Annotated in this window: 20 protein-coding genes; 6 read left to right on the top strand and 14 right to left on the bottom strand. The window is 60.5% G+C overall.

Going from position 1 to position 24,198, the window contains the following annotated elements; all coding sequences use genetic code 11:
* The first annotated feature begins 17 nt into the window (after positions 1-17).
* The 6 genes from smc (at position 18) to VIN96_RS05850 (ending at position 6,510) form a co-directional block, all read left to right on the top strand.
* Positions 18-3,482, top strand: a complete 3,465-nt coding sequence (gene smc / locus VIN96_RS05875; RefSeq protein ID WP_331894618.1) for a chromosome segregation protein SMC — start codon at positions 18-20, stop codon at positions 3,480-3,482.
* 170 nt (positions 3,483-3,652) lie between these two features.
* A complete protein-coding gene (locus VIN96_RS05870) occupies positions 3,653-4,069 on the top strand; it encodes an AtpZ/AtpI family protein (RefSeq protein ID WP_331894617.1) in 417 nt (138 codons plus the stop codon).
* Positions 4,070-4,275: 206 nt separating this feature from the next.
* Positions 4,276-4,998 carry a F0F1 ATP synthase subunit A gene (locus tag VIN96_RS05865; RefSeq protein WP_331894615.1) on the top strand — a complete coding sequence of 241 codons (723 nt, stop codon included), beginning with the start codon at positions 4,276-4,278 and terminating at the stop codon, positions 4,996-4,998.
* A gap of 68 nt (positions 4,999-5,066) precedes the next feature.
* On the top strand, positions 5,067-5,294 hold the full coding sequence (locus tag VIN96_RS05860; RefSeq protein ID WP_331894613.1) for a F0F1 ATP synthase subunit C: 228 nt from the start codon (positions 5,067-5,069) through the stop codon (positions 5,292-5,294).
* Positions 5,295-5,385: 91 nt separating this feature from the next.
* Positions 5,386-5,964 carry a F0F1 ATP synthase subunit B' gene (locus VIN96_RS05855; RefSeq protein WP_331894612.1) on the top strand — a complete coding sequence of 193 codons (579 nt, stop codon included), beginning with the start codon at positions 5,386-5,388 and terminating at the stop codon, positions 5,962-5,964.
* 12 nt (positions 5,965-5,976) lie between these two features.
* Positions 5,977-6,510, top strand: coding sequence for a F0F1 ATP synthase subunit B (locus VIN96_RS05850; protein WP_331894610.1), 534 nt, complete (start codon positions 5,977-5,979; stop codon positions 6,508-6,510).
* A gap of 36 nt (positions 6,511-6,546) precedes the next feature.
* Here VIN96_RS05850 and VIN96_RS05845 read toward each other — a convergent pair whose 3' ends face one another.
* From VIN96_RS05845 to murD, 14 genes are all read right to left on the bottom strand, one after another.
* Entirely contained in the window at positions 6,547-6,933 is a 387-nt protein-coding gene (locus tag VIN96_RS05845; protein WP_331894608.1) for a histidine kinase dimerization/phospho-acceptor domain-containing protein, read from the bottom strand.
* A 120-nt stretch (positions 6,934-7,053) separates the two neighbouring features.
* Positions 7,054-9,141: an NAD-dependent DNA ligase LigA gene (gene ligA, locus VIN96_RS05840; RefSeq protein ID WP_331894607.1), complete on the bottom strand. Its 2,088-nt coding sequence runs from the start codon at positions 9,139-9,141 to the stop codon at positions 7,054-7,056.
* Positions 9,138-10,814 (bottom strand): DNA repair protein RecN, encoded by a 1,677-nt coding sequence (gene recN / locus VIN96_RS05835; protein ID WP_331894605.1) that lies wholly within the window; start codon positions 10,812-10,814, stop codon positions 9,138-9,140. The genes ligA and recN overlap by 4 nt, the downstream gene beginning before the upstream one ends.
* Positions 10,815-10,851: 37 nt before the next feature.
* Entirely contained in the window at positions 10,852-11,670 is an 819-nt protein-coding gene (locus VIN96_RS05830; protein WP_331894604.1) for an outer membrane protein assembly factor BamD, read from the bottom strand.
* Positions 11,671-11,911: 241 nt separating this feature from the next.
* The gene (lpxC, locus tag VIN96_RS05825; protein WP_331894603.1) at positions 11,912-12,862 is read right to left on the bottom strand and encodes a UDP-3-O-acyl-N-acetylglucosamine deacetylase; all 951 of its coding nucleotides are present in this window, start codon (positions 12,860-12,862) and stop codon (positions 11,912-11,914) included.
* A 229-nt stretch (positions 12,863-13,091) separates the two neighbouring features.
* The gene (gene ftsZ, locus VIN96_RS05820) at positions 13,092-14,858 is read right to left on the bottom strand and encodes a cell division protein FtsZ (RefSeq protein ID WP_331894601.1); all 1,767 of its coding nucleotides are present in this window, start codon (positions 14,856-14,858) and stop codon (positions 13,092-13,094) included.
* Positions 14,859-15,012: 154 nt separating this feature from the next.
* Positions 15,013-16,281, bottom strand: coding sequence for a cell division protein FtsA (ftsA, locus tag VIN96_RS05815; RefSeq protein WP_331894599.1), 1,269 nt, complete (start codon positions 16,279-16,281; stop codon positions 15,013-15,015).
* Positions 16,282-16,365: 84 nt separating this feature from the next.
* Entirely contained in the window at positions 16,366-17,262 is an 897-nt protein-coding gene (locus VIN96_RS05810; protein ID WP_331894597.1) for a cell division protein FtsQ/DivIB, read from the bottom strand.
* A complete protein-coding gene (locus VIN96_RS05805; RefSeq protein ID WP_331894596.1) occupies positions 17,259-18,164 on the bottom strand; it encodes a D-alanine--D-alanine ligase in 906 nt (301 codons plus the stop codon). The genes VIN96_RS05810 and VIN96_RS05805 overlap by 4 nt, the downstream gene beginning before the upstream one ends.
* Positions 18,161-19,102: a UDP-N-acetylmuramate dehydrogenase gene (gene murB / locus VIN96_RS05800; RefSeq protein ID WP_331894595.1), complete on the bottom strand. Its 942-nt coding sequence runs from the start codon at positions 19,100-19,102 to the stop codon at positions 18,161-18,163. Before murB ends, VIN96_RS05805 begins: the two co-directional genes overlap by 4 nt.
* Entirely contained in the window at positions 19,099-20,532 is a 1,434-nt protein-coding gene (gene murC / locus VIN96_RS05795; RefSeq protein WP_331894593.1) for a UDP-N-acetylmuramate--L-alanine ligase, read from the bottom strand. The genes murB and murC overlap by 4 nt, the downstream gene beginning before the upstream one ends.
* Positions 20,529-21,665, bottom strand: coding sequence for an undecaprenyldiphospho-muramoylpentapeptide beta-N-acetylglucosaminyltransferase (gene murG / locus VIN96_RS05790; RefSeq protein ID WP_331894591.1), 1,137 nt, complete (start codon positions 21,663-21,665; stop codon positions 20,529-20,531). Before murG ends, murC begins: the two co-directional genes overlap by 4 nt.
* On the bottom strand, positions 21,662-22,786 hold the full coding sequence (locus VIN96_RS05785; protein WP_331894589.1) for a putative peptidoglycan glycosyltransferase FtsW: 1,125 nt from the start codon (positions 22,784-22,786) through the stop codon (positions 21,662-21,664). Before VIN96_RS05785 ends, murG begins: the two co-directional genes overlap by 4 nt.
* The gene (murD, locus tag VIN96_RS05780) at positions 22,783-24,195 is read right to left on the bottom strand and encodes a UDP-N-acetylmuramoyl-L-alanine--D-glutamate ligase (protein WP_331894588.1); all 1,413 of its coding nucleotides are present in this window, start codon (positions 24,193-24,195) and stop codon (positions 22,783-22,785) included. The genes VIN96_RS05785 and murD overlap by 4 nt, the downstream gene beginning before the upstream one ends.
* Positions 24,196-24,198 lie beyond the last annotated feature (3 nt).

Genomic DNA, 24,198 nt, shown 5'->3' with positions numbered 1-24,198 from the left:
TTGGGGAACATCACGACGTGCTGCGCTTCACTAAGCTCAGACTTTCAGGGTTTAAGTCCTTCGTCGATCCGACCGAGCTCAAGATTGAGCCCGGTCTGACCGGCGTGGTCGGGCCCAACGGCTGTGGCAAGTCCAACTTGGTCGAAGCGCTCAAGTGGGTGATGGGCGAAACGTCGGCCAAGCAGATGCGCGGCGCGTCCATGGACGACGTGATTTTCGGCGGTTCTTCCAACCGTCCGGCACGCAACGTTGCCGAGGTGGTCTTGCACTTGGACAACAAGGCGCGCATCGCGCCGGCGATGTTCAACGATGCCGAAGATCTGGAAGTTGTGCGCAAGATCGAGCGCGAAAGCGGCTCCAACTATAAGGTCAACGGCAAGGACGTGCGTGCCAAAGACGTGCAGCTGCTGTTCGCCGACGCCGCGTCGGGTTCACGCTCCACCGCGCTGGTCAGCCAAGGCAAGATCGGCCAAGTCATTTCCGCCAAACCCGCCGACCGCCGCGTGCTGTTGGAAGAAGCCGCCGGCATCACCGGCCTGCATTCGCGCCGTCACGAAGCCGAACTGCGCTTGCGCGGCGCGGAAAACAACCTGTCGCGGTTGGACGACATCCTCATCACCTTGGAAGGCCAGCTGCAAAGCCTGAAAAAACAGGCCCGCCAAGCGACCCGCTACCGCAATTTGTCCGACCACATCCGTAAGGCCGAGGCTTTGCTGTTTCACATTCGCTGGATCAACGCCATCGACGGCTTAGAAGTGGACCGTGAAAAGCTCAAGGAAGCCGAAGCCATCGTCGCGCAACTGACCGCCCAGGTCGCGGCGGCGGCGACCGCCCAGGCGGGCGCGGCGGACGTGGTGCCGGGTCTGCGCCAAGTCGAAACCGAGGCGGCAGCGGAATTGCAACGCCTGTCCTTGGCCCGCGACGGCCTCGACGACGAGGTCAAACGCATCGAGGACGCGCGTCTGGACCGGGTTCACCGCTTGGAACAGGTCAGCCACGACATCGCCCGCGAACGCAACTTGGCCGAAGACGCAACCCAGGCATCGGAACGGCTGCTGCACGAAAAGAACGACATCGTCGCCGCCCAGGACGGCGAAGGTGACGCGGTCGAGGAAGCCGCCGAAGCACTCAGCGAAGCGACCGCGCTGGTCAACGAGTTGGAAGAAAACCACACCCAACTGACCGACAAGTTGGCCGCCGACGAAGCCCAGCGCGCCAGCCTGACGCGTTCGGTGCAGGATCTTGAAACGCGCATCGATCAACTGTCGCACCGTCTGCGCGAGCTCAATGACCAACGCAAGCACCTGGAACGGGTGGCGTCGGAAACCAGCGGCCTCAACGCCGCCGAAGCCGCGCTGGCCGCCGCCGAAGACGCCATCACCGGCGCGCGCGAACATTTGGAAACGGCCGAGGCGACCTCCGCCGCCACCCAGGAAACGTCCGAAAACGTCCGCCAGCATTTGCAAGAAGTGCGCGTCGCGCTGTCGCGTCTGGAAGCCGAAGAACAAGCCCTGGCGAAGGTTCTCGAAACCGGCGAGCCGGAAATGTGGCCGCCGATGATCGAAGCCGTGTCGGTCGAAGTGGGTTTCGAGGCCGCTTTGGGCGCGGCGTTGGGCGAAGAGCTGGACGCGTCGTCAGACGAATCCGCGCCGGTGCACTGGACCGCGTTGGATCCCTATCCCGACGCCCCCGCCCTGCCCGCCGGCGCGCGGGCGCTGTCCGATGTCACCCAGGCCCCGCATGCCTTGAAACGCCGCCTGAGCCAAATCGGCGTGGTCGATGATGTGGCCACCGGCGAACGCCTGTCGCGCGAACTGAAACAAGGTCAACGCTTGGTCAGCCGCGAAGGCGCGCTGTGGCGTTGGGACGGCTATACCATCACCGAAGGCGCGCAAACCGCCGCTGCGGTGCGCCTGGAACAACTCAACCGCTTGAAAGACGTGCGCGCCCAGTTGGAGACCGCCGAGGCGCAAGTCGACGAAGCCGACGCCAAAGCGCTCAGCGCCCGCGAAGCCGCCGAAGACGCCCGCGACGCGGAACGCGCCGCCCGCCAAGCGCTGCGCGAACGCGAAGCCGCGCACAGCCAGGCCCGCGATCAGGTCGCCCAGATCCGCACCCAAATCGCCGAACAGAATTCCAAATTGGAAGCTGTGGTCAACGCCGCCGAAACCTTGGAGCGCGATATTTCCGAGGCCAAGGAGCAATGCGTCGAATCACAAGTCGCGCTGGGCGAACTGCCCAACACCGAATTGGCCCGCGAAAACGTCATGCGGGTGCGCGAGGAACTGGCCGACAAACGCACCATCCAGGTCGAACGCCAAGGCATTTTCGCCGGCCTCAAGCGCAACGCCGAAGAACGCGCCCGGCGCTTGGCCGACATCGAACGCGAATTGGCGTCGTGGTCGGAACGCTCGGAAGGCGCGGTGCAGCGCATTGCAGATCTGGAAGAACGCACCGGCCAAATCCGCGCCGAATTGGAAGAACTGGCCCAGCGCCCCGAAGAGATCAAGCAAAAGCGTCTGCAACTGCTCGACTTCATCGACGCGGCGGAAGCCAAACGTCAAGCCGCCGCCGATCAACTGGCCGAAGCCGAACGCAGGCTGGCCGAAAGCGACAAAGGCCTGCGCGAAGCCGAAAGCGGCCTGGCGCTGGCACGCGAAACCCGGGTGCGCATCGAAGGCTCTGTCGAACAAGGCAAACAGGCGTGTGCGTCGATCGCCGAACGGGTCAAGGAAAAGCTCGATTGCGGTCCCGACAACCTTGCCGAAGTGGCCGAGTTGGAAGCCGACGCCGCCCTGCCCGATGAAGAATCGGTGGAACGCAAGGTCGAACGCCTGATGCGCGAACGCGACACCATGGGCCCGGTCAACTTGCGCGCTGAAGACGAATCGCGTGAAATGGAAGAGCAGATCGACACCTTGAAAAACGAGCGTGGCGACCTGATCGAAGCCATCGAAAAGCTGCGCCGGGGCATCAACGAGCTGAACCGCGAGGGCCGCGAACGTCTGTTGGCGTCATTCCGCGAGGTCGACAAACACTTCCAAGAGCTGTTCGTGCGCCTGTTCGGCGGTGGTCAGGCCCATCTGAAACTGATTGAAGCGGACGATCCGCTCGAATCGGGCCTCGAAATTCTCGCCAGCCCGCCGGGCAAACGCATGCAGGTGCTGAGCCTGCTGTCGGGCGGCGAACAGGCCTTGACCGCCACCGCGCTGTTGTTTGCGGTGTTCATGACCAATCCGGCGCCGATTTGCGTGCTCGACGAGGTCGACGCCCCACTCGACGACGCCAACGTCGACCGTTTCTGCACCATGCTGGAAGAAATGGCTGCATCCGGCTCGACGCGTTTCATGATCATCACCCACCACCGCATGACCATGGCCCGCATGGACCGTCTGTTTGGCGTCACCATGTCGGAACGCGGCGTCAGCCAATTGGTCAGCGTAGACCTTGAACAAGCTGAAAAATTCCGCGAGTCGGCCTAGGCCCAAAGAGCGCACTTCAGAACGTTCTAATATACACTGTATTATCAGTCACTTATATTAGAGATTGCTGCGCTTGACAGCACTCAACACATGGCTATGATGCCCCCGCTTCCGGCCCATCGTCCGTTGATGGTTGGGCTGGCAATCGCGAGGGCACATGAGGGTCGAAAATGACGGACCATGATCCTGAGCGATCATTGCAAGCACAAGGCGACGATCTGAGCCAGCGTATCCGCAAGGCACGCCAGGTCGAATTGGGAACGTCCCGAAAAGAGCCGAAGCTTCGCAATGAAAAATCCGGCCTAGGACAGGCCTTTCGCATCAGCACCGAACTCATTTCGGCGCTTTTGGTGGGGGTTGGACTGGGTTGGGGGCTGGACCGGTTGCTCGGCACCAAGCCGTGGATGATGATCATCTGCATCTTCCTGGGCGGGGCGGCCGGCATTTTGAACGTGTATAAGACCGCCATGCGCATGGCGGACGACTTGAACGAAGACTTGAAGGAAGATTTGAAGGAATCCGAGACCTCTGGCGCAACAAATGGGAACGACACCGATCCGAACGGTCGGCCAAGCCCCAAAAAATGACAAAAAACGCCAATTTTCGGGCTTCGGGGGCTTGCTCTCCCCCTTCAAGACGGTTAGGAAAGGTGCGCATTTTTCAGTGTGCACTAAACTGGATGCCGAAAGGCGTTCGGAACTGAAATAAACGATTTGATGCGGACCGGGCCCCAAGCGGAGGCCGGGACTGCGAAACAGAGACAGACACGCAACCTGATCAGGCGGACATACACGTGGCAGATCCCATTGCACAATTTAATATCAAACCTCTGGTCGAGATCAGTCTTGGTGGTGTAGACGCATCCATCACCAACGCCAGCGCCTTCATGGTGCTGACCGTGGTCTCCATCACGGCGTTTTTGGTTATGGGCATGCGCGGGCGCGACTTGGTTCCCGGCCGCTGGCAATCGATGGCCGAACTGAGTTACGAATTCGTCGCCGGACTACTCCGCGACAATGTCGGCTCCGAAGGGCGCAAGTACTTCCCCTTCGTTTTCTCGCTGTTCATGTTCATCCTGTTCGCCAACATGATCGGCCTGCTGCCTTACAGCTTCACCGTCACCAGCCACATCATCGTGACGTTTGCCTTGGCGATGACCGTGTTTGTGATCATCACGGCCGTGGCCATTGCACGCCACGGCTTTAAATTCTTCTCCTACTTCGTACCTTCCGGTGTGCCGATGGCGGTGATGCCGCTGATGGTGCCGATCGAGATCATTTCCTATCTCTCGCGCCCGGTCAGCCTGTCGGTACGTCTGTTCGCCAATATGATGGCCGGTCACACCATGATGAAGGTGTTTGCCGGATTTATCGTGCCGATGAGCGTCGCAGGCATCTTGCCGTTTGGCATTGATGTCTTGATGGTCGGCTTTGAATTTTTGGTCGCATTCTTGCAGGCATACGTGTTTACGGTCTTGACCTGCCTGTACCTGCATGACGCGATCCACCTGCACTAAGTCCGCAGGAACCCTAAAACGCTAAACTCAACCTCAGTTCAAAACGAACGAGCAAAAGGAATTGAACCATGGAACTCGAAGCCGCAAAGATGATTGGTGCTGGTCTGGCCGTTATTGGCCTCGGTGGCGTTGGCGCCGGTATCGGTAGCATCTTCTCGTCCCTGATCAGCGCGATCGCCCGCAACCCCGCTTCCGAAGGCAAAGTCTTCGGCCGCGCCATCCTGGGCTTCGCCCTGGTTGAAGCTGTTGCTCTGTACGCGCTGGTTATCGCAATGCTCATCCTGTTTGTGTTCTAATCTGGTTCCCGGTTTTTTCGGCGGCGGGGCACGCTCCGCCGCCAACCGACCCGAGACCTTGTAGACCAAACCAACAGGCAGGAGCCCGCTCATGCGGATTCTGAATTCAACAATTGCCGTAAGCACCCTGGCGACCTTGGCCGCAACCGTCGTTGCATCGCCTGCGTTCGCCGCCGGTCTTCCGCAATTGGACCCGAAGAACTTTTCGTCGCAGCTGATTTGGCTGACCATCACGTTCGTCGTTTTGTACGCGCTGATGGCCAAGGTTGCTTTGCCGAGGATCGGTGAAGTCCTTGAGGAACGTCAAAACAAGATCGACGATAACCTCGCCAAGGCCGAAGAACTGAAGTCTCAGTCCGACGCCGCCGCCCAGGCATACGAAACGTCCCTCTCTGACGCCCGCGCGAAGGCCCATGACGCCATCCGCGAAGTGAAAGACAAGGCCTATGCCGAAGCTGCTCAGCGTCAGTCCGCACTGAACGCCGATCTGCAGACCAAGATTGCGTCCGCCGAACAGGCCATTTCCAAGGCCCGTGACGCAGCGATGTCCGGCATCACCGACGTAGCGACCGACGTGGCCGCAAGCGCGGTCGAAAAGCTGATTGGCGAGGCGCCCAAAGACGCCGCCGTCACCTCAGCGATCGACGCCGCACTCAAAGACCGGGCGTAAGGAGAGACGCACATGCTGATCAGCCAAGCCCACGCAGCCACCGACGCCGCTCACGCTGTGCCGTGGTACTTCGACACGACCTTCCTCGTCGCATTGGCCTTTGTGACCTTCTTTGTCGTCTTCGGCAAAAAGCTCTTTGGTGCCATGAACGCCGGTCTCGACGAACGTGCACAGAAGATCCAAGACCAGATCGAAGAAGCCACGCGCCTTCGTGAAGAAGCTCAGGAACTTCTCGCCTCTTATGAAAAGAAGCAGCACGAAGCCCTGAAGGAGGCCGAAAGCATCGTCAAGGCCGCCAAGGTCGAGGCCGAGCGCCTGGCCGTGGAAGCCGCCGAGCAACTCGAAGCCAGCCTCAAGCGTTCCGAACAGATGGCCAAAGACCGCATCGCCCAGGCCGAAAGCCAGGCTATCGCCGAGGTTCGCACCCTGGCCGTAAACATCGCCATGGACGCCACCAAGCGCATCCTCACCAGCGAAGTTTCCGCCGCCAAGGCCGACGCCTTAATCGACGACGCCATCAAGAACATGGACGGCAAGCTCCACTAAGCCTGCCCTGCATCTTCACAATTAAAAAGGCTCCCTCTATTTGAGGGGGCCTTTTTTGTGTTGAAACTTGGGATTGGCGCTGCGCGCCGTTTCAATCTCGCACACGTCTTCCAGGTACGACAACATCGTCTGGATGACCTTCAGAAGTTGTTGGGCCGATACGTCGATATGGTCGACGTATTCGTCGCTGTTGACGCCCAAGCCCGGGTACTCTTGTGCAAGTTTCATGGTTTGGGTAAAGCCCAAAATGGCCGTCAACGGGGTGCGCAATTCGTGGCTCATATACGCGAGAAACTCGGCATGGCCAGGATCCTTGGCAGGCGATTGAGAAAGTCGTTTGCGCAGGTCGATGCAGTCGAACTGAGCGCACAGGGGAAAGTGATATTTGTTTTTTTGATCACAACATTGATTCGGGGTCATCATGATCGACATCCTCATTCCAATGGGAATCGTTCCGTTCTGGATACGAAACAAAGGTTAAACGAGAATGCTTGCAGATATGTGACGCAGGGAAGAAAGAACAATGGGCGCTGTCGAACCATTTTATGACGCCGTCATATTGATCCATTGCTGCTCGCTCAGAACCGTCAGGCCAAGTTCGCGGGCCTTCTTTTCCTTTGACCCGGCCCCCGGCCCCGCAACCACGATATCGGTCTTTTTCGACACCGATCCCGACACCTTCGCGCCCAGGGCTTCGGCCTTGGCCTTGGCCTCGCCGCGGCTCATGGTCTCGAGCGTGCCGGTGAACACCACCGTTTTACCCGCCACCGGCGATCCTGCGGTATCGGGGGCGTCGAAATCTTCGACCGTGACGTTGTCCAGTAAATCGTTCAGCACAGCGTTGTTGTGCGGTTCGGCGAAGAACTCGACGATGTCCTTGGCCATGCTCGCGCCGATGCCGTCGATGCTGAGCAGCTCTTCCAGGGCTTCCGAGCCGATCACCCGCGCATCCTCCATCGCCATGCGCAACGCCGTCATCGAACCGTACTGCTTGGCCAACAGGCGCGCCGTGGCTTGGCCGACCTGGCGAATGCCCAGTGCATACACGAACCGCGGCATTTCGATGGTGCGCTTGGCCGCGATGGCCTCCAACAAGTTTTGAATCGACTTGTCTTTCCAGCCTTCTCGCCCCGCCAGCATTTCGGCCGTCAGGCGAAAGATGTCGCCGGGGGTCCTGATCAAGCCGTCGTCGTAAAACGCCACCACGTGCTTGCCGCCCAGTCCTTCGATATCGAAGGCGTTGCGCGACACGAAATGCTTGAGCCGTTCATGCGCCTGGGCCGGGCACACCAGTCCGCCGGTGCAGCGCGTCGCCGCCTCGCCCTCTTCACGCACCGCATGAGAATCGCACACCGGGCATGTGGTGGGAAAGACGAACGGCGGACGGCCCTCATGGCCCCCATCGTCGACCACTTCCAACACCTGCGGGATCACGTCACCGGCGCGCTGGATGCGCACATGATCACCAACACGAATGTCCAGGTCCTTGATGTAATCCGCATTGTGCAAGGTCGCGCGGCCAACCACCACGCCGCCCACCGTAATCGGCTGCAATTCCGCCACCGGGGTCAGCACCCCGGTGCGGCCGACCTGAATGGTGATGGCGTTGACGATGGTCACCGCCTTTTCAGCCGGAAACTTATGTGCGATCGCCCAGCGCGGCGCGCGCGACACGAAGCCCAGACGCTCTTGCCAATCGAGGCGGTTGACCTTGTAGACGACGCCGTCGATATCGTAATCCAGTTCGGCGCGATGCGTTTGAATGGTGTCGTAATGGGCCATGATTTCGTCGATCCCGTCGCACACGCGGGTGAACGGATTGACCGAAAACCCCCACCCCTTGAGCAGGTCGATAAACGCGCCATGCGTTTCCCATGGTGTAGCGCTGACCTCGCCATAGGCATAGGCGAAGAATTTCAACGGCCGCTTGGCGGTGATGGATGCATCCAACTGGCGCAACGATCCGGCGGCGGCGTTGCGCGGATTGGCGAACACCTTGCTGCCCTCGGCCTCCTGGCGCTCATTCAGGGCGAGGAAGTCGGATTTGGACATATAGACCTCGCCGCGCACCTCCAGCACCTCGGGCACGCCCTGGGGCAGCGCCACGGGAATGTCCGCCACGTGGCGCGCGTTGGCGGTCACGTCTTCGCCGACCGTGCCATCGCCCCGGGTCGCTGCCTGCACCAGTTTGCCGTGCTCGTAGCGCAACGAAATGGACAGGCCGTCGATTTTCGGCTCGGCGACCATATCCAGCGGCGTATCGGGATTGTCGCTCAGCTCTTTCAAAAAGCGACGGATGCCGTCGATGAAATCTTGCAGCTCGTCCTCGTCGAACACGTTTCCCAGCGACAGCATGGGTTTGCGGTGCTTGACCTTGCCAAAGCCTGATGCGGGCGCCGCACCGACCCGGTGGGTGGGGCTGTCGGGGCGCACCGAAAGGGGAAAGCGCGCTTCGATGGCGGCGTTGCGCTGGCGCAGCGCATCGTACTCGGCGTCCGAAACGGTGGGCGCGTCTTTCTGATAATAGCGTTCGTCGTGTTCTTTGATTTCGCGCGCCAAGGTCGCCAACTCGGCATCGGCCTCGACCGAGGTCAATTCCTCGACGGCAATCGATCGCAGGTCCGAAGTCATTCGGCTGCCCCGCTCAGCAGGCTCTGTGCCGCCGCGCGGGCCTCAGACGTGATGTTGGCGCCCGCCAGCATGCGGGCGATCTCGTCGGCGCGTTCATGTGCGTCCAAGGTCGTCACCTTGGTGCGCACTGCGCCGTCCTCTTGGGTTTTCGACACATGCCAGTGCGCACGCCCCCGCGCCGCAACCTGCGGGCTGTGCGTGACCACCAGAACCTGCACATCTTCGCCCAGGCGCGCCAAGCGCTGCCCAACCGCGTCCGCCACCGCGCCGCCGATGCCGCTGTCGACTTCGTCAAACACCAACGTCGGCACCGGATCGGACTGCGCCAACACCACCTTCAGCGCCAGCATGAACCGCGACAGTTCGCCGCCCGATGCGATCTTGCCCAACGGCCCCGCCGGTGCGCCGGGGTTGGTCGCGACCTCGAACGCCACCCGGTCCCAACCCGTTTCGCCCCAGCCGTCCTCGTCGTCGCTGGTGGCGATGGTGGTGCGAAAATCGGCTGCACCCAGTTTCAGCGGTTCCAATTCGATACCTACCGCCCGGTCCAGTCCGGTTGCGGCTTCGCGGCGTGCTTGGGACAAAAGCGCGGCAATTTCTGCGTAAGCACCGCGCGCCTGAATTTCCGCGCGGGCCAATTCTTCGAGACGCGTGCCGCCGTCTTCGATGCTTTCCAATTGCTTCGACAGTTGCGCGTAGAGATCGACCAGATTGACCACATCAACATTGTGCTTGCGCGCCAAGGCACGCAGGGCGAACAGGCGCTCTTCGACCTGCTCCAGATGACGGGGGTCCAAGTCGACCCGCCCGGCGGCGATGTCGAGCTCGTTGATCGCCACCGATACCTGTTCCGCCGCGCTGTCCAGAGCCTTCAAGGTGGCGTCCAAAATACCTTCGGCCTTTTCCACCACCGGTTCCAACGCGCGCAGGGCGTCGCGCAGCATGCGCTCCACACCGTGACCGCTGTCGAGCGCCTTGTTGGCGCTGTTCATTGCATCGATGAGCTTTTCGCCATGCATCAACATCTGCCGTTCGTTGGCGAGGCGTTCTTCTTCGCCCGCTTCGGGGCTGAGCGCGCGCAGTTCCTCAACCGCATGGCGCAGATACTCTTCGTCGCGGCGCGCGGCTTCCAGCTCTTCCTCGGCGCGCTGACGTTCAACCGCGACGGCGCGCCAAGTCTTGTAGGCTTTGGCGACATCGCCGCGCAATCGCCCATGTCCCCCGTGGGCGTCGAGCAAGCCTAAGTGAGTTGCGGAATTCAGCAGGCGCTGGTTGTCGAACTGACCGTGCACTTCAACCAGTTCCTCGCCGATTTGGCGCAACAGGCCGACACTGACGCTTTGATCGTTGATAAACGCGCGCGAACGTCCGTCGGTGCCCAAGGTACGGCGCAGCATCAACGGTTCGTCCGCGACGCTCAGCCCGTGTTCGTTCAGCAGCGCGTAGATCGGGTGGCCAGGGTCGAGATCGAATTCGGCGGTGACCACGGACTGATCGGCGCCGTGACGTACCAGCCGGGCCTCGGCGCGCGCGCCCAACGCCAGTCCTAAGCTGTCGAGCAAGATGGACTTGCCCGCACCGGTCTCGCCTGTCAGCACGCACAGCCCCCGACTGAAGTCGAGTTCCAGTCGTTCAATCAACACCACGTCACGGATAGATAGACGGCTCAGCATCGACACTTCGATCCTTTTTAAGCGTGCCGAGGCGCGCTTACCAAACCTTGTACCAGGGCTCTTCCTTAGGCGCTCTGACGCTCGGATCTTCGAGCAGCGCATACGCGTCGACATACCAACTGCTGGATGGGAAATTGTGGCCCAGCACGGCCGCAGTTTTTTCCGCCTCGCCGCGCAGTCCCAAAGCCAGATAGCTTTCGACCAAGCGCAGCAACGCTTCGGGCGTGTGGGTGGTGGTTTGGTATTGCTTGACCACCGCGTCGAAACGGTTGATCGCCGACAAATACTGACCCTTGGCCTGATAATAGCGACCAATGTCCATTTCCTTGCCGGCCAAGTGATCGTAAGTCAGATCGATCTTGATTTTGGCATCGCGGGCATACTGGCTATCGGGAAAACGGGTCGAAAGCTCTTTGAGCGTCTTCAACGCCAATTCCGTCATCATCTGGTCACGGCCTACGTCGGAAATCTGCTCGTAGTAGCACAAGCCCTTGAGATAATAGGCATAGTCCGCGTCTTTGTTGGACGGGTGCAATTGGATGAAACGGTCCAGCGAAACGATGGCTTCGTCGTATTTGTTGGCCATGTAAAGGCTATACGCCGCCATCACCTGCGCTTTGCTGGCCCAGTTCGAATAGGGGTGCTGACGTTCAACCTCGTCGAATTGGGTCGAAGCCTGTTCGTATTTGCCTTGCTCCAAAGAATCCACGGCAATGTTGTAGAGCTTTTCGACCGGCTCTTCTTGATAGTTCGCGTCCGGTGCGGGCGTGCCGGAACATGCCGTCAACGCGAGCGCGCCGACCATCATCGTGGTCATCATCAGCATGCGGACGGTCGAATTCAGCGGTGCGGGCATCTGGACGCTTTCTTTTCAGTACAAAGCCCGGTTCGGGCAGGAATGGGCGGATTATATCATGCCTTCGCGCGGGTCTGTCCAGCGCCCCGGCAGAGCTTTTCCTAGTCCTCAAAATAGGGAGAAAACCGCCAGAAACCCAGGCCTTATTTGCAAAAATTCCATCCACGCTGACGAACGCAAACGCGCCCGGCTTTATGCGCGGGCGCGAATCGGAACATTTCGTGAATGCTGAAGCGAGAAATCAGGCCGTTGCCGGGCTCGCGGCGACAGAATCTTTGGACCACGCCGCACCGACGGCGGCGGGACGCACGGTGACGGCGTCCATGTCGACGATTTCATAATTTTTCGGATCCGAGAACAAGGCCCGCAGCAACTGGTTGTTTAAGGCATGGCTGGAACGCGTGCCGCTGTAACGGCCCATGAGGGGCGCGCCGGCGAGATACAGATCGCCGACCGCGTCGAGGATCTTGTGGCGCACGCATTCGTCGTCGAAGCGCAGGCCGTCTTCATTCATGACCTTGTCGCCGCTGACCACCACCGCGTTGTCCAGCGAGGCACCCTTGGCGAGGCCGGCGGCCCACAGGGCTTCCGCTTCGTGCAGGAAGCCGAAGGTGCGCGCACGGGCGATTTCATTTTTGAACACCCCGTCGGTGAGCTCGACGCTCATCTCCTGGCTGCCGATCACGGCGTTGTCGAATTCGATATTGAAATCAACGGAAAAACCGTCTGCGGGGCTCAGCGTCGCGGACTTATCGCCGTCGACGATGGAAACCTGCTGCAGGACACGAACCGCTTTGCGCGGCGCATCCAGTTCGGCGACGCCGGCGCAATCGATCAAGAACAAAAACGGTGCGGCGCTGCCATCCATAACGGGAACTTCCGGCCCACCGACTTCGATCACGGCGTTGTCGATCCCGGCACCGGCAAGGGCGGCCATAAGGTGTTCGACCGTAGCGATGGTTTTGAGGCCGTCTTGACCGTTGTCCGCGCCGATGGTGGTGCACAAGCGACTGTCGCAAACGTTGTCGTAAGACGCCGGGATATCCGTGCCGCCGCCCGCAATGTCTGTGCGACGGAAGACGATGCCCGTGTCCGCATCAGCCGGATGCAAGGTCATCGAGATCTTCTCACCCGAATGCAGACCGATGCCGGTGCAGCTGATGGCGCTTTTCAACGTTTTTTGCTTGATCACGTTTTGGTACCCCTTGGCCCTATCTTGCCCCTTGTGAGTGGGGTCGTTCGATAAGGCCTTTTGTGTTTTTGATTCCCGCACAGCAACTGCGTGAACCGAGTGGCCAAACACCCTAAAAGGAAAGAGCGCTTCAGTTATGGGTTTACCACCCTCACCTGAAGCGCTCAAATCAAACAGTGTTACCTTTTGTTACAGGTTTTACTGCATGTAACCCATTCATTTTAAATGATTAATTTGCCTGACGCCGCAAGAACGCCGGAATGTCCAAAAGGTCATCTTCGGCGTGACTCGGCTGCAGACGTTCTTCGGGATCGAGGCCGCCCAACGTCGGTTCCGCCATGGCCGATGTCCGCAGCTGCGTCGAGGGTGCTGCGCTCGTGGCTGCCGGGCGCGGCGCTTCGGCTTTTTCCGTCTTGGATTGACCGAACATGGAAACCTTGCTCTTGGCACCACCCGTTACGCGTTCGAACAGGCTTGGCCCCTTCGTCACAGCAGGCTTTTGCGGAGCTTCAATCGCCGCACCATTCACCATCGCGGCTTCGGCCATCGGATCGATATCGACCTCGTCGGCGTGCGCCGACATTGCCGGAGCCGGCGGAATAAAGGCATCGTCGGCACCGACAGAGGGCATACCTGCGGGCATCGCGAAACTGGACGGAATGCGCGCTGGTTCAGGCGCCCCCATGTCTTCATCTTCTTCCACGTCAAGATCGGCGCTGGCCGATTGCTCAGTGTGAGAGAAATCAAGCCGTTCACGCGCGGGCTCGTCGAGATCGAGCGCCAAGTCCTGCGGCGCTTCGACCTCGGCGGTCATCACCGGATCGTCAACCGGATCATGCGCCGGGGCTTCGTCAGAAGGATCGGCCATGGTTTGCGTCAAAATTTCCGCGACACTGGGTTGCGTCTGGGTTTGCGCCACCTCTGCTTGAACGGCAGGCTCGTCGGCTTCCACGTGCGGCATGACCGTGCGCGACACCATATCATCATGCACGTTCAACACCGCCGGTTGAGGACGGGTCATGCTCTCGGCGTCGATGCCGGTAGCGACCACGGACACCCGGATACGGCCTTCGAGGCTGTCGTCGAAGGTGGAACCGAAAATGATGTAGGCGTCTTCTTCGACTTCGGAACGAATGCGGTTTGCGGCTTCATCGACCTCGAACAAGGTCATGTCGGAACCGCCGGTGATGTTGATCAGAACCCCATTAGCGCCGGCCATCGAAGTATCGTCCAGCAACGGATTGGAAATCGCAGCTTCGGCGGCATCGAGTGCACGGCGTTCGCCTTCGGCTTCACCGGTGCCCATCATAGCCTTGCCCATCTCACTCATCACCGAACGCACGTCGGCAAAATCGAGATTGATCAGGCCGGGCATGACCATCAGGTCGGTGACGCCACGCACGCCAGAGTAGAGCACATCGTCGGCCATCTTGAACGCGTCGGAGAATGTGGTTTTTTCGTTCGCGACGCGGAACAGGTTCTGATTGGGAATGATGATCAAGGTGTCGACATACTGTTCGAGCTCTTCGATCCCCTTCTCGGCGATGCGATAGCGATGGCGGCCTTCGAACTGGAACGGCTTGGTCACCACGCCGACGGTCAGCACGCCAAGGTCACGCGCGGCGCGGGCGATCACAGGCGCGGCGCCGGTGCCGGTGCCGCCGCCCATACCCGCGGCGATGAACACCATGTGCGAACCTTTGAGATGTTCGTTGAGATCGGCAATGGACTCTTCCGCGGCGGCGCGGCCGATTTCCGGTTTGGAGCCTGCGCCGAGCCCTTGGGTCAAGCCCGTGCCGAGCTGAATACGCCGATCCGTCGCGGCGGAGGCCAGTGCCTGCGCGTCGGTATTTGCGACGATGAACTCAACCCCTTCGAGCTGGGCATTGATCATGTTGTTGACGGCATTGCCGCCCGCCCCACCGACACCGATTACGGTGATGCGTGGCTTCAGTTCGATCGCCTCGTTTTGGGGTACGCTTAGATTGATGCTCATGGCTCAGCTCCACACTCCGCTCGTTTCTCTATTAGTGGCGAAAAAGCCTTAAAATTTAGTAACTTTTCAGGGCGAATCGGCCGATTCCTTTTAGCGAGTCCTATCCGAGTCCTTAAACGTTTCTGACTCGGTTACTGACTCTGTACTTTTACACCTAGAAATTATCCCTCAACCATTGCCCTATGCGCCCCAAACGGGTGCCCGCCTGCTCTTTGGGCCGATAGGTTCGGCCGGGTAATTCCCTCGAAGATTCAAGGCTATGGGTAATCAATCCCGCGCAAGTGGCAAACTGCGGACCGGATGCCGCCTCGGCCATTCCCTCCAAGTAACGAGGCTTGGCCATACGCACTTGCGCCTTGGACAAGATCTCTCCGGCCATCTCGCGCACACCTGGAAGCAAACTCGCCCCGCCGGTCAAAACGACGCGCGGACCGGATAATTTTTCGAACCCCGCGCCGTGCAGGCGATCGCGCACCAATTCGAACGTCTCTTCGATGCGTGGGCGAATGATCCCCACCAGCATCGAGCGCGGCACCGGATTGGTTTCGCCGCTTTGCTCTTCACCGATCAGCGGCACCTTGATGACTTCGAGATCGTCGCTCGGCGACGGCATGCAGTTGCCGTAAAGCGTTTTCATGCGTTCGGCATGTTGCACCGGGGTGGACAAACCTCGGGCGATGTCGTTGGTGACGTTGGCGCCGCCGACGGCAATGCAATCGGCATGGACAAGTTCGCCGTCGAAAAAGACAGAGATGCTGGTGGTGCCGCCACCCATGTCGATCAGCGTCACGCCCAACTTCATCTCGTCTTCGACCAACGCCGACAGCGCGCTGGCATAAGGGGCGACCACCCGTCCTTCGACTTCCAGATGGCAACGGTGCAAACAGGTATCGACGTTGCGGATCGCGTTGGTGGCGGCCGTCACCACATGCAGGTTAACGCCCAAACGATTGCCGAACATGCCGCGCGGGTCGCGCACGCCCCGGTTGCCGTCGATGGAATATCCGACGGGGATGGAGTGGACGATTTCCTGGTCTTCGGGCAATTCGCTGGCCAAACGGTTGGCGTCGAGAATTTTGCGCAAATCCTGGTCGCCGATTTCATGGCCCGCGATACCAATGTCGTAAGCCACCAAGCGCGATTTGAACACCGGACCGGACAACGCCACGTTGATGGCGCTGATGTTGACCCCGGCCATTTCTTCGGCCGCACCGACGGCTGCGCGCACGGATGTTTCGGCGGCGTCCATATCGACGATCGCGCCGTTCTTTACCCCTTTGGATGCATGATGACCGATCCCGATGACGCGCGGCGGGCGCGTGCCCTCTTGGCGTGCGATCAAACACGAAACTTTCGTCGTTCCGATATCCAATGCGGCGACAAGGCCGTTTCTCGGTTTGGCTTGCGGCTGACCGCGGTGCATATTCCGTTTTCCCCTTCTGGGATCTTCGCTTAGCTTAAGTTTCTTAAATGAACGTTTCGATTGGCTTAAATTTTTAGTCGTCCGTCAGGTTTCTTGTCCGGGTTTGGATTCCGGGCGGCGCAAAGCGTTCGGGTTGCGCCGCACGATCACCCGATCGGGCACGCGCAAATCCAACACCCGCACATCGCGTCCCAGCACGCCACTTTCTTCTTCGAACGCCGCCAGACGCGCCAACGCCTTGGGCGCGTCGGCTTCGGGCAGACGTACGTCGATGCCGCCGTCGAGCGACAGGTCCCAACGGCGACCACCGACGCGCACCGCCGCCTTGACCAAGGATTTCAGTTCGGGCTGGGTTTCCAGAAGCTCCAACAAGCCGCCGATATGATCGGGCGCATCTTCGCCGACCACGTGAATGAGATCGGCGAAGCGGCCGAGTTCGTCGCGGGTGATCACCACGCCATTGTCGTCGATGAGCGAAAATTGACCTTGGTTCTGCCACAACGCCATCGGATGACGTTCTATGATGTGCACCACTAAGGTATCGGGCAACAGCCGCTCGATGCGCGCCTGCAAAACCCAAGGCAGAGATTCCACCCGCGCTTTGGCGGCTTGGAAATCATAAGTCAAAATCGGTGTGCCCCGGGCGATCGCCATGGCTTCGAGCAGATCGTCGCGTTGGGTTTCGCCGCGGCCGGTGACCAACACGTCCTGGACCGTAAAGCCCAAATCGGTCGAAGCCTTGACCGCCATCCACTTGGTCGAATTCAGCACCTCTTGCACATGCCCCGATGTCCACGCCCATGCGCCCGTGCCGCCGACTGTGGCGATAGCGAGGATCGACAGCGCCGCGATCGTCTGCGGCCGACGCCAAAGCGGCACCACGCGTTTGCGCCGAGGCGTCGAAGCGGGTTCAAGCACGTCCGTGTCGTTCTGTTCACCGCCCAATTTGGCAGTCATCAATCGTGTCAGCATTTTCTTCATGCATCACACTCCGCGTTTTCAACCATCCAACTGACCAACTCTTCAAAGCTGATACCCACGTGCTGGGCCTGTTCGGGAACCAGCGACGTCGGCGTCATGCCGGGTTGGGTGTTCACCTCCAAGATGTAAAGCTCTTCGCCGTCATATCGGAAATCGGCTCGACTGACGCCGCGACAACCGAGCGTGTCGTGCGCCAACTTGGCCAGACGCAACGCTTCGTCGTACACCGCCGGCTCGACATCGGCGGGAATTTGATGGCGCGAGCCACCATGTGCATATTTGGCGTCGTAGTCGTAGAAATCGTGTTCGGTCATGATTTCGGTCACCGCCAAGGGCTTGTCGCCCATTACAGCGACGGTCAACTCACGCCCGGGGATGAACCGTTCGACCATCACCGTCGCGCCGTAGGGCCAGCTTTCATGAGCGAACGGCAAGTCGTTTTCGCCTTCGCGCACGATGTGAATGCCGACGCTCGAGCCTTCGTTGGCGGGCTTGACCACATAAGGCGGCTTCATCACTCCGCCGGCCAAGACTTGGTCGCGGGTGGCGATTTTGTCGTCGGCGACGCGGATGCCCGCGCTTTTGAACAAGCGTTTTGCCAGCGGCTTGTCCATCGCCAATGCCGATGCGGTCAGCCCGGAATGGGTGTAAGGAATGTTCAAGATATCCAGCAGGCCTTGAATACAACCGTCTTCGCCAAAGCGTCCGTGCAAGGCATTGAAGACCACGTCGGGTTTGGGATACAGCCGTCCCAACAACGTGCCGACATCGCGCTGCACGTCGATGGCGGTGACCGAGTAGCCCGCGCGTTTCAGCGCTTCGGCGCACGCCGCACCGGATACCAGCGAAACGTCGCGTTCCGCCGACCAGCCGCCCATGAACACCGCCACTTGTTTGGTCATGCGCCCTCTCCCCCTTCTTCGCCACGGATGCCGATACGGCGAATTTCCCATATCAGATCGATCCCCGATGTCGCTTTGACGCGGGCGCGCACCTCTTCGCCCAACGCTTCGATGTCGTCTGCCGTCGCGGTGCCGTCATTGATCAGAAAGTTGCAATGTTTTTCCGACACCTGCGCGCCGCCGATGCGCAAACCGCGACATCCGGCTGCGTCGATCAATTGCCAAGCTTTGTGGCCTTCGGGATTTTTGAACGTCGATCCGCCGGTCGAGGTGCGCAGCGGCTGGCTGTCTTCGCGCGCCAGTTTGATATCGTTCATGCGCGCGCGGATGTCTTCGACCTGACCGGCAAAACCGCGCAGATGCGCTTCGACGAAAATCCAATCCGTGGGCACCGTGCTTTTGCGATAGGAAAAACCCAAGTCCTCCGCGCTCAGCTCGTGGCGATTGCCTTCGCTATCCAACGCCACCGCGCCGACGACGATGTCTTTCATTTCCGCCCCGTAAGCACCGGCATTCATGCGCAACGCGCCGCCGATGGTGCCCGGCACACCGCTGAGAAATTCCAATCCCGAAACGCTGGCTTCCATCGCCGCCAGGGCGACATTGCCATCCAACGCACCCGCACCGGCGATGACGTCGGCCTTGTTGACCAAGATGTCGGCGAAACCGCGCCCCAAACGTACCACCACGCCCGGCACGCCGCCGTCGCGCACCAACAGGTTGGAGCCGACCCCGATCACCGTCACCGCAACGTCGGCGGGTTTGTGTTTGATAAAGTGCGCCAAATCATCCGCATCAGCGGGCTTGAACAAGACTTCCGCCGGACCGCCGACGCCGAACCACGTGACCTTGGCGAGCGACGCGCCCGCGCTGAGACGGCCGCGCACCTCGGGCAGCCGTTCGATCAAGCGTTCGCCGGTGGTCGCGAGAGACGTCATTCAGCGCCCCCCCTTCCGCCATAGCGCAGCTTGCGCAGACGTTCCGGCAAGCGGTTGGCCCACTGGGTAATGTTGCCCGCGCCCAAGCACACGATCATGTCGCCGGGGCGGGCCATGTCCTTGACCACTTCGGGCAGTTCGTCGGGATTGACCAGCGGCATCACTGTGCGGTGACCGTGTTCGCGCAGTCCGGCAACCAACGCATCGCGGTTGACCCCATCGATGGGCGCTTCCCCAGCTGCATAAACATCGGCCACCAGCACGGCGTCGGCATCGTTGAAGCAAGTGCAGAATTCTTCGAACAGATCGCGCAAACGCGTATAGCGATGCGGTTGCACCACCGCGATGACTTGGCCTTTGCCGACCGCGCCGCGCGCGGCCTTCAACACCGCGGCGATTTCCACCGGGTGATGGCCATAATCGTCGATGATGGTGATGCCGTCGATCTCGCCGGTTTTGGTGAAGCGGCGCTTGACCCCTTTGAAGCCCGAAAAGGCGCTCGACAGCACGTTGGGATCGATGCCCATTTCGTGCGCGATGGCGGCGGCGGCGAGTGTATTGAGCACGTTGTGCTTGCCGAACATCGGTAATTTGATATCGCGGATCGCTTGCGGATCGTCATCGCCGTAGCCCGCAAAGACCACATCGAAGGTCATGCCGTCGGGACCGGGACGAACGTTTTCGCCGCGCACCATGGCTTGCGGCGAAAAACCGTAGGTGATGATGCGCCGATCCGATACGCGCGGGATCAACGCCTGAACCTCGGCATGATCGATGCACAACGCGGCGAAGCCGTAAAACGGAATGTTTTCGACGAACTGGGCGAACGCCGCGCGCAACGTTTCGAAATTGCCATAATGATCCAGGTGTTCGGGATCGATGTTGGTGACCACCGCGATGGTCGCGGGCAGCTTCAAAAAGGTGCCGTCCGATTCATCGGCTTCCGCCACCATCCAATCGCCCGAACCCAACCGCGCGTTGGATCCCCACGCATTGATGATGCCGCCGTTGATCACCGTCGGGTCCAAGCCCGCCGCATCCAACAACTGCGCCACCAACGACGTCGTGGTGGTTTTGCCATGGGTGCCGCCGACGGCGATGGACCATTTTAGGCGCATCAACTCGCCGAGCATTTCCGCGCGCCGCACCACCGGCAACAAGCGCTTCCTGGCGCCGACCACTTCGGGATTATCGGATTTGACGGCAGACGAAATCACTACCACGCCGGCATTGTCGATGTTGTCTTCGCTGTGGCCGATGGCGACATTGACGCCCAGTTCGCGCAACCGCGTGACGTTGGGGCCTTCGGCTTGATCGGAACCCTGCACCGAATAGCCGAGGTTATGTAAAACCTCGGCGATACCGCTCATGCCGATGCCGCCGATGCCGACGAAATGAATGGTGCCGATGGAAAGTGGCAAAGCCCTCATGCTTCGGCGCTCCCTTTTTGATGTGTGTGTTCGACCAAACCCGCGACCATGTCGGCCAACCGCTTGGCGGCGTCGGCCCGGCCCAGGTCGCGCGCGCAACGGGCGGATTTTTCCAGCACCGCCGGAAGACCCAACAACGAGTCCAACCGCAACGCCAAGTTATCCGCCGTGAACGTGTCTTGCGGCATGATCCAGCCCGCCCCCGCCGCGTCCACGGCCTGGGCGTTGTAGCGTTGATGGTCGTCGGCTGCAAACGGATACGGCACCAAGATCGACGGCCGACCGACGGCCAAGGCCTCAGCCACCGTCGAGGCCCCGGCGCGTGAGATCACCAGATGCGATTTCACCATGCGTTCGGGCACGTCATCGATGAAGGTCGCGAGATGGGCGCGAATGCCGCAGTCGCCGTAAGCCTTCTTGACCGCGTCCAGGTCTTCTTCGCGGCATTGTTGGGTAACGTCCAACCGCACCTTGATTTCGTCGGGCAGTTTGGCAAGCGCGGCGGGAACCACCTCGCTCAACACCGTCGCCCCTTGCGATCCGCCCAGCACCAAGATGCCCAACGGTGCCTCACCCTCGCTGGGCGGGTACGGCGTGTCGGCTTTGGCGGCGATGGGTGCGCGCACCGGCATGCCGGTCAGCGTGATTTTCGCATCCGCACCCTGGGGCAATCCGTGGGTGTCGATGAACGACGTGGCGATGGCCTTGACCCGCCCGGCCAACAGTCGGTTGGCGCGACCAAGCAATGCATTTTGCTCGTGAATGGCGGTGGGGATCGATGTGAAACTCGCCGCCATCATAGTCGGCACCGAGGCGTAACCGCCAAAGCCGACCACCGCATCGGGCCGCAAGGTTTTCATCAGCCGCCAAGCCTGCCAGGTGCCGAGACCAAGCTCGAACACGCTTTTGATGCGCGCAGGCACGCTTTTTCCGGCGATCCCGCCGGCAAGAATGTGATGTGTTTCCAGCGCGCCCAGCGCGCCGCCGTAAGCCTTGCCGCGCTTGTCGGTGACCAACCCCAAACGGTAGCCGCGATCCATCAGCTCCGACGCCAAGGCTTCCGCCGGGAACACATGGCCGCCGGTGCCGCCCGCGGCCAACAACACGTGGGGACGGGTATCCGATGCGCTCATCGATGCCCCCCTTGACCATGGCGCACGCGGGTCAACGCCAACACCATGCCCATGCCCAACGCCAACGCCAAGGTGCTGGACCCGCCATAGCTGATGAACGGCAAGGTCATGCCCTTGGGCGGGATCAGATTGGTGGTCGAGGCGATGTTGATGATCGCCTGCAAAGCGAATTGGGTCAGCAACCCGGCAACCGCGACCATGACGAAAAAGTCACTGTCTTTGAAGACCCGGGAAAACCCACGCAGCACGATGAACGCGAACAAGACCACGATCAGCAAACACAGCAGCAAGCCGAACTCTTCGCCCGCGACCGCGAGAATGAAATCGGTATGGGCATCGGGCAGCACTTCCTTGACCCGGCCTTCGCCGGGACCACGTCCCAACAAGCCGCCGTTTTCAAACGCATCGAGGGATTTTTCCACCTGATAGCCTTTGCCGCCGATGGGATCGAGGAAACGGTCGATGCGCACACGCACGTGATCAAAGCTCAAGTACGCGCCAAAACCACCCAAGATGAACAGCAGCGCAATGGCGCCGACCAACACCAGCGGAAGTCCGGCAATGAAAAACTGCACCGCCCACACGCATGAAATGACGATCGACATGCCGAAATCGGGCTGCAGCAACAGCAATCCGACCACCGTCACGAACAGGAAGATGGCGATGGCATAACCCGGCACGTCTTCATCGAGCTTTTGCGCCGAAAACATCCATGCGGCCACCACGGCAAAGCTTGGCTTGATGAATTCGGACGGTTGCAACGAGAACCCCGCGATATACAACCACCGCGTCGCGCCCTTGGTTTCCGCACCGACGAACAACACCGCGATCATCGCCAACATGGCGCCGGCGAACACCAGCAACGCCAATCGCCGCACACCGCGCGGCGTCAACAACGAGGTGGTGATCATCACCACCAGCGCCAACGGCAAAAAGATGAAATGGCGATGGACGAAATGGAAACTTTCCAAGCCGATGCGATGCGCCACCGCAGGCGACGCCGCCAACACCAAGATCGCGCCCAACGCGGCGATGACGATCACCGACAACAAGGTCAGGCGATCGATGGTCCACCACCAGCGACTTACGACAGATGTGTCTGTGCGTGTAAAGGTGCTCATGCGCTGGCTGCTCCTCCGTCCACAAGGGCGGCGTGTTCGCTCAGCCCCGCGACAATCGTTTTGAACTTATCGCCGCGATGTTCGAAGCTTTTAAACTGATCGAACGATGCACACGCGGGCGACAAAAGAACCGTCGCCCCCTTCAGCGCATCGGCCTGCGCCGCGGCGTACGCAGACTTGGTCGCTGTTTCCAGATCGCCGCACAGTTCCGTCTCCACCTTGCCATTCAGATATTGGGCGAACGGCTCTGCCGCTTTGCCGATCAGAAACGCGCGACGCACCGGACCCAACAAGGGGTCCAAACCTTCTAGCCCGCCTTCTTTCGCCAGACCACCCGCAATCCAATAGATGTTGTCGTAACACACCAGTGCCTTAGCGGTGGCCTCGGCGTTGGTCGCTTTGCTGTCGTTGACGAACGCAACGCCGTTGAGTTCGCCCAGGCGTTCTTGGCGATGGGCGAGACCGGGGAAACTTTCGATAGCTTTGACGATGTCTTGGGCTTTGACCCCCATCATCCGCGCCGTGGCGTAGGCGGCGGCGATGTTTTGTGCATTGTGGCGTCCCGGCAGGTTGAGCAATGCCGTCAGGTCCATGACCTCATACGCCGCGCCGAGCACGTCGTCGATCAAAACCGCACCATCGACGTAAACACCACCGGGCGCTTTGCGCACACTGCTGATGGGTATGACCTTGCGACCTTTTTGGGCCTTGAGCTCATCGAAGATCGCACGCGAGACATCGTCGTCGATGCCGACCACGGCGATATCGCCCGCACCTTGGCCGCGAAAGATGTTTTTCTTGGCGCGCGTATAGCCACCCATGCCGCCGTGACGATCCAAATGATCGGGCGTGATGTTCAGCAGCACCGCAATTTTGAAGCGGGCGGAGGGACACAGTTCCAACTGATACGATGACAGTTCCAGCACGTAGGCGCAGTCGCGTTCCATCATCGCCATGTCGCAAATGGCCGGACCGAGATTTCCGCCGACTTCAACGTCACGGCCCGCATGTTCGAGGATGTGTCCGACCAGCGCGGTGGTGGTGGATTTGCCGTTGGTGCCGGTGATGGCGATCATCGGTGCGCTCGCACCCGAAGTCGCCAGCAATTCGGCGTCACCGATGATTGGCACGCCCGCATCCTTTGCCATGCGCGCGGCGTCATGCGGTTTGGGAAAGGAGTGGGGAATGCCGGGGCTGAGCACCAAGGCATCCATCGCCGCCCAGTTGATGCGTTTGGGATCGCGCACGGGAATGCCTTCGGCCTCGGCGGCGTCGCGCGCCGCATCGCCGTCATCCCACGCCAACACCCGCGCGCCGCTGCGGCACAGGGCGCGAGCTGCCGCCAAGCCGGACTTACCCAGTCCGATCACGGCGACATGTTTGGTGGCGTATCCTTCGCACGAAATCATTTA

Origin of the sequence: Magnetovibrio sp. (assembly GCF_036568125.1) — a bacterium.
Taxonomy (GTDB): domain Bacteria; phylum Pseudomonadota; class Alphaproteobacteria; order Rhodospirillales; family Magnetovibrionaceae; genus Magnetovibrio.
The sequence above is the reverse complement of the archived record's forward strand: the minus strand, read 5'-3'. Positions and strand labels throughout refer to the sequence as shown.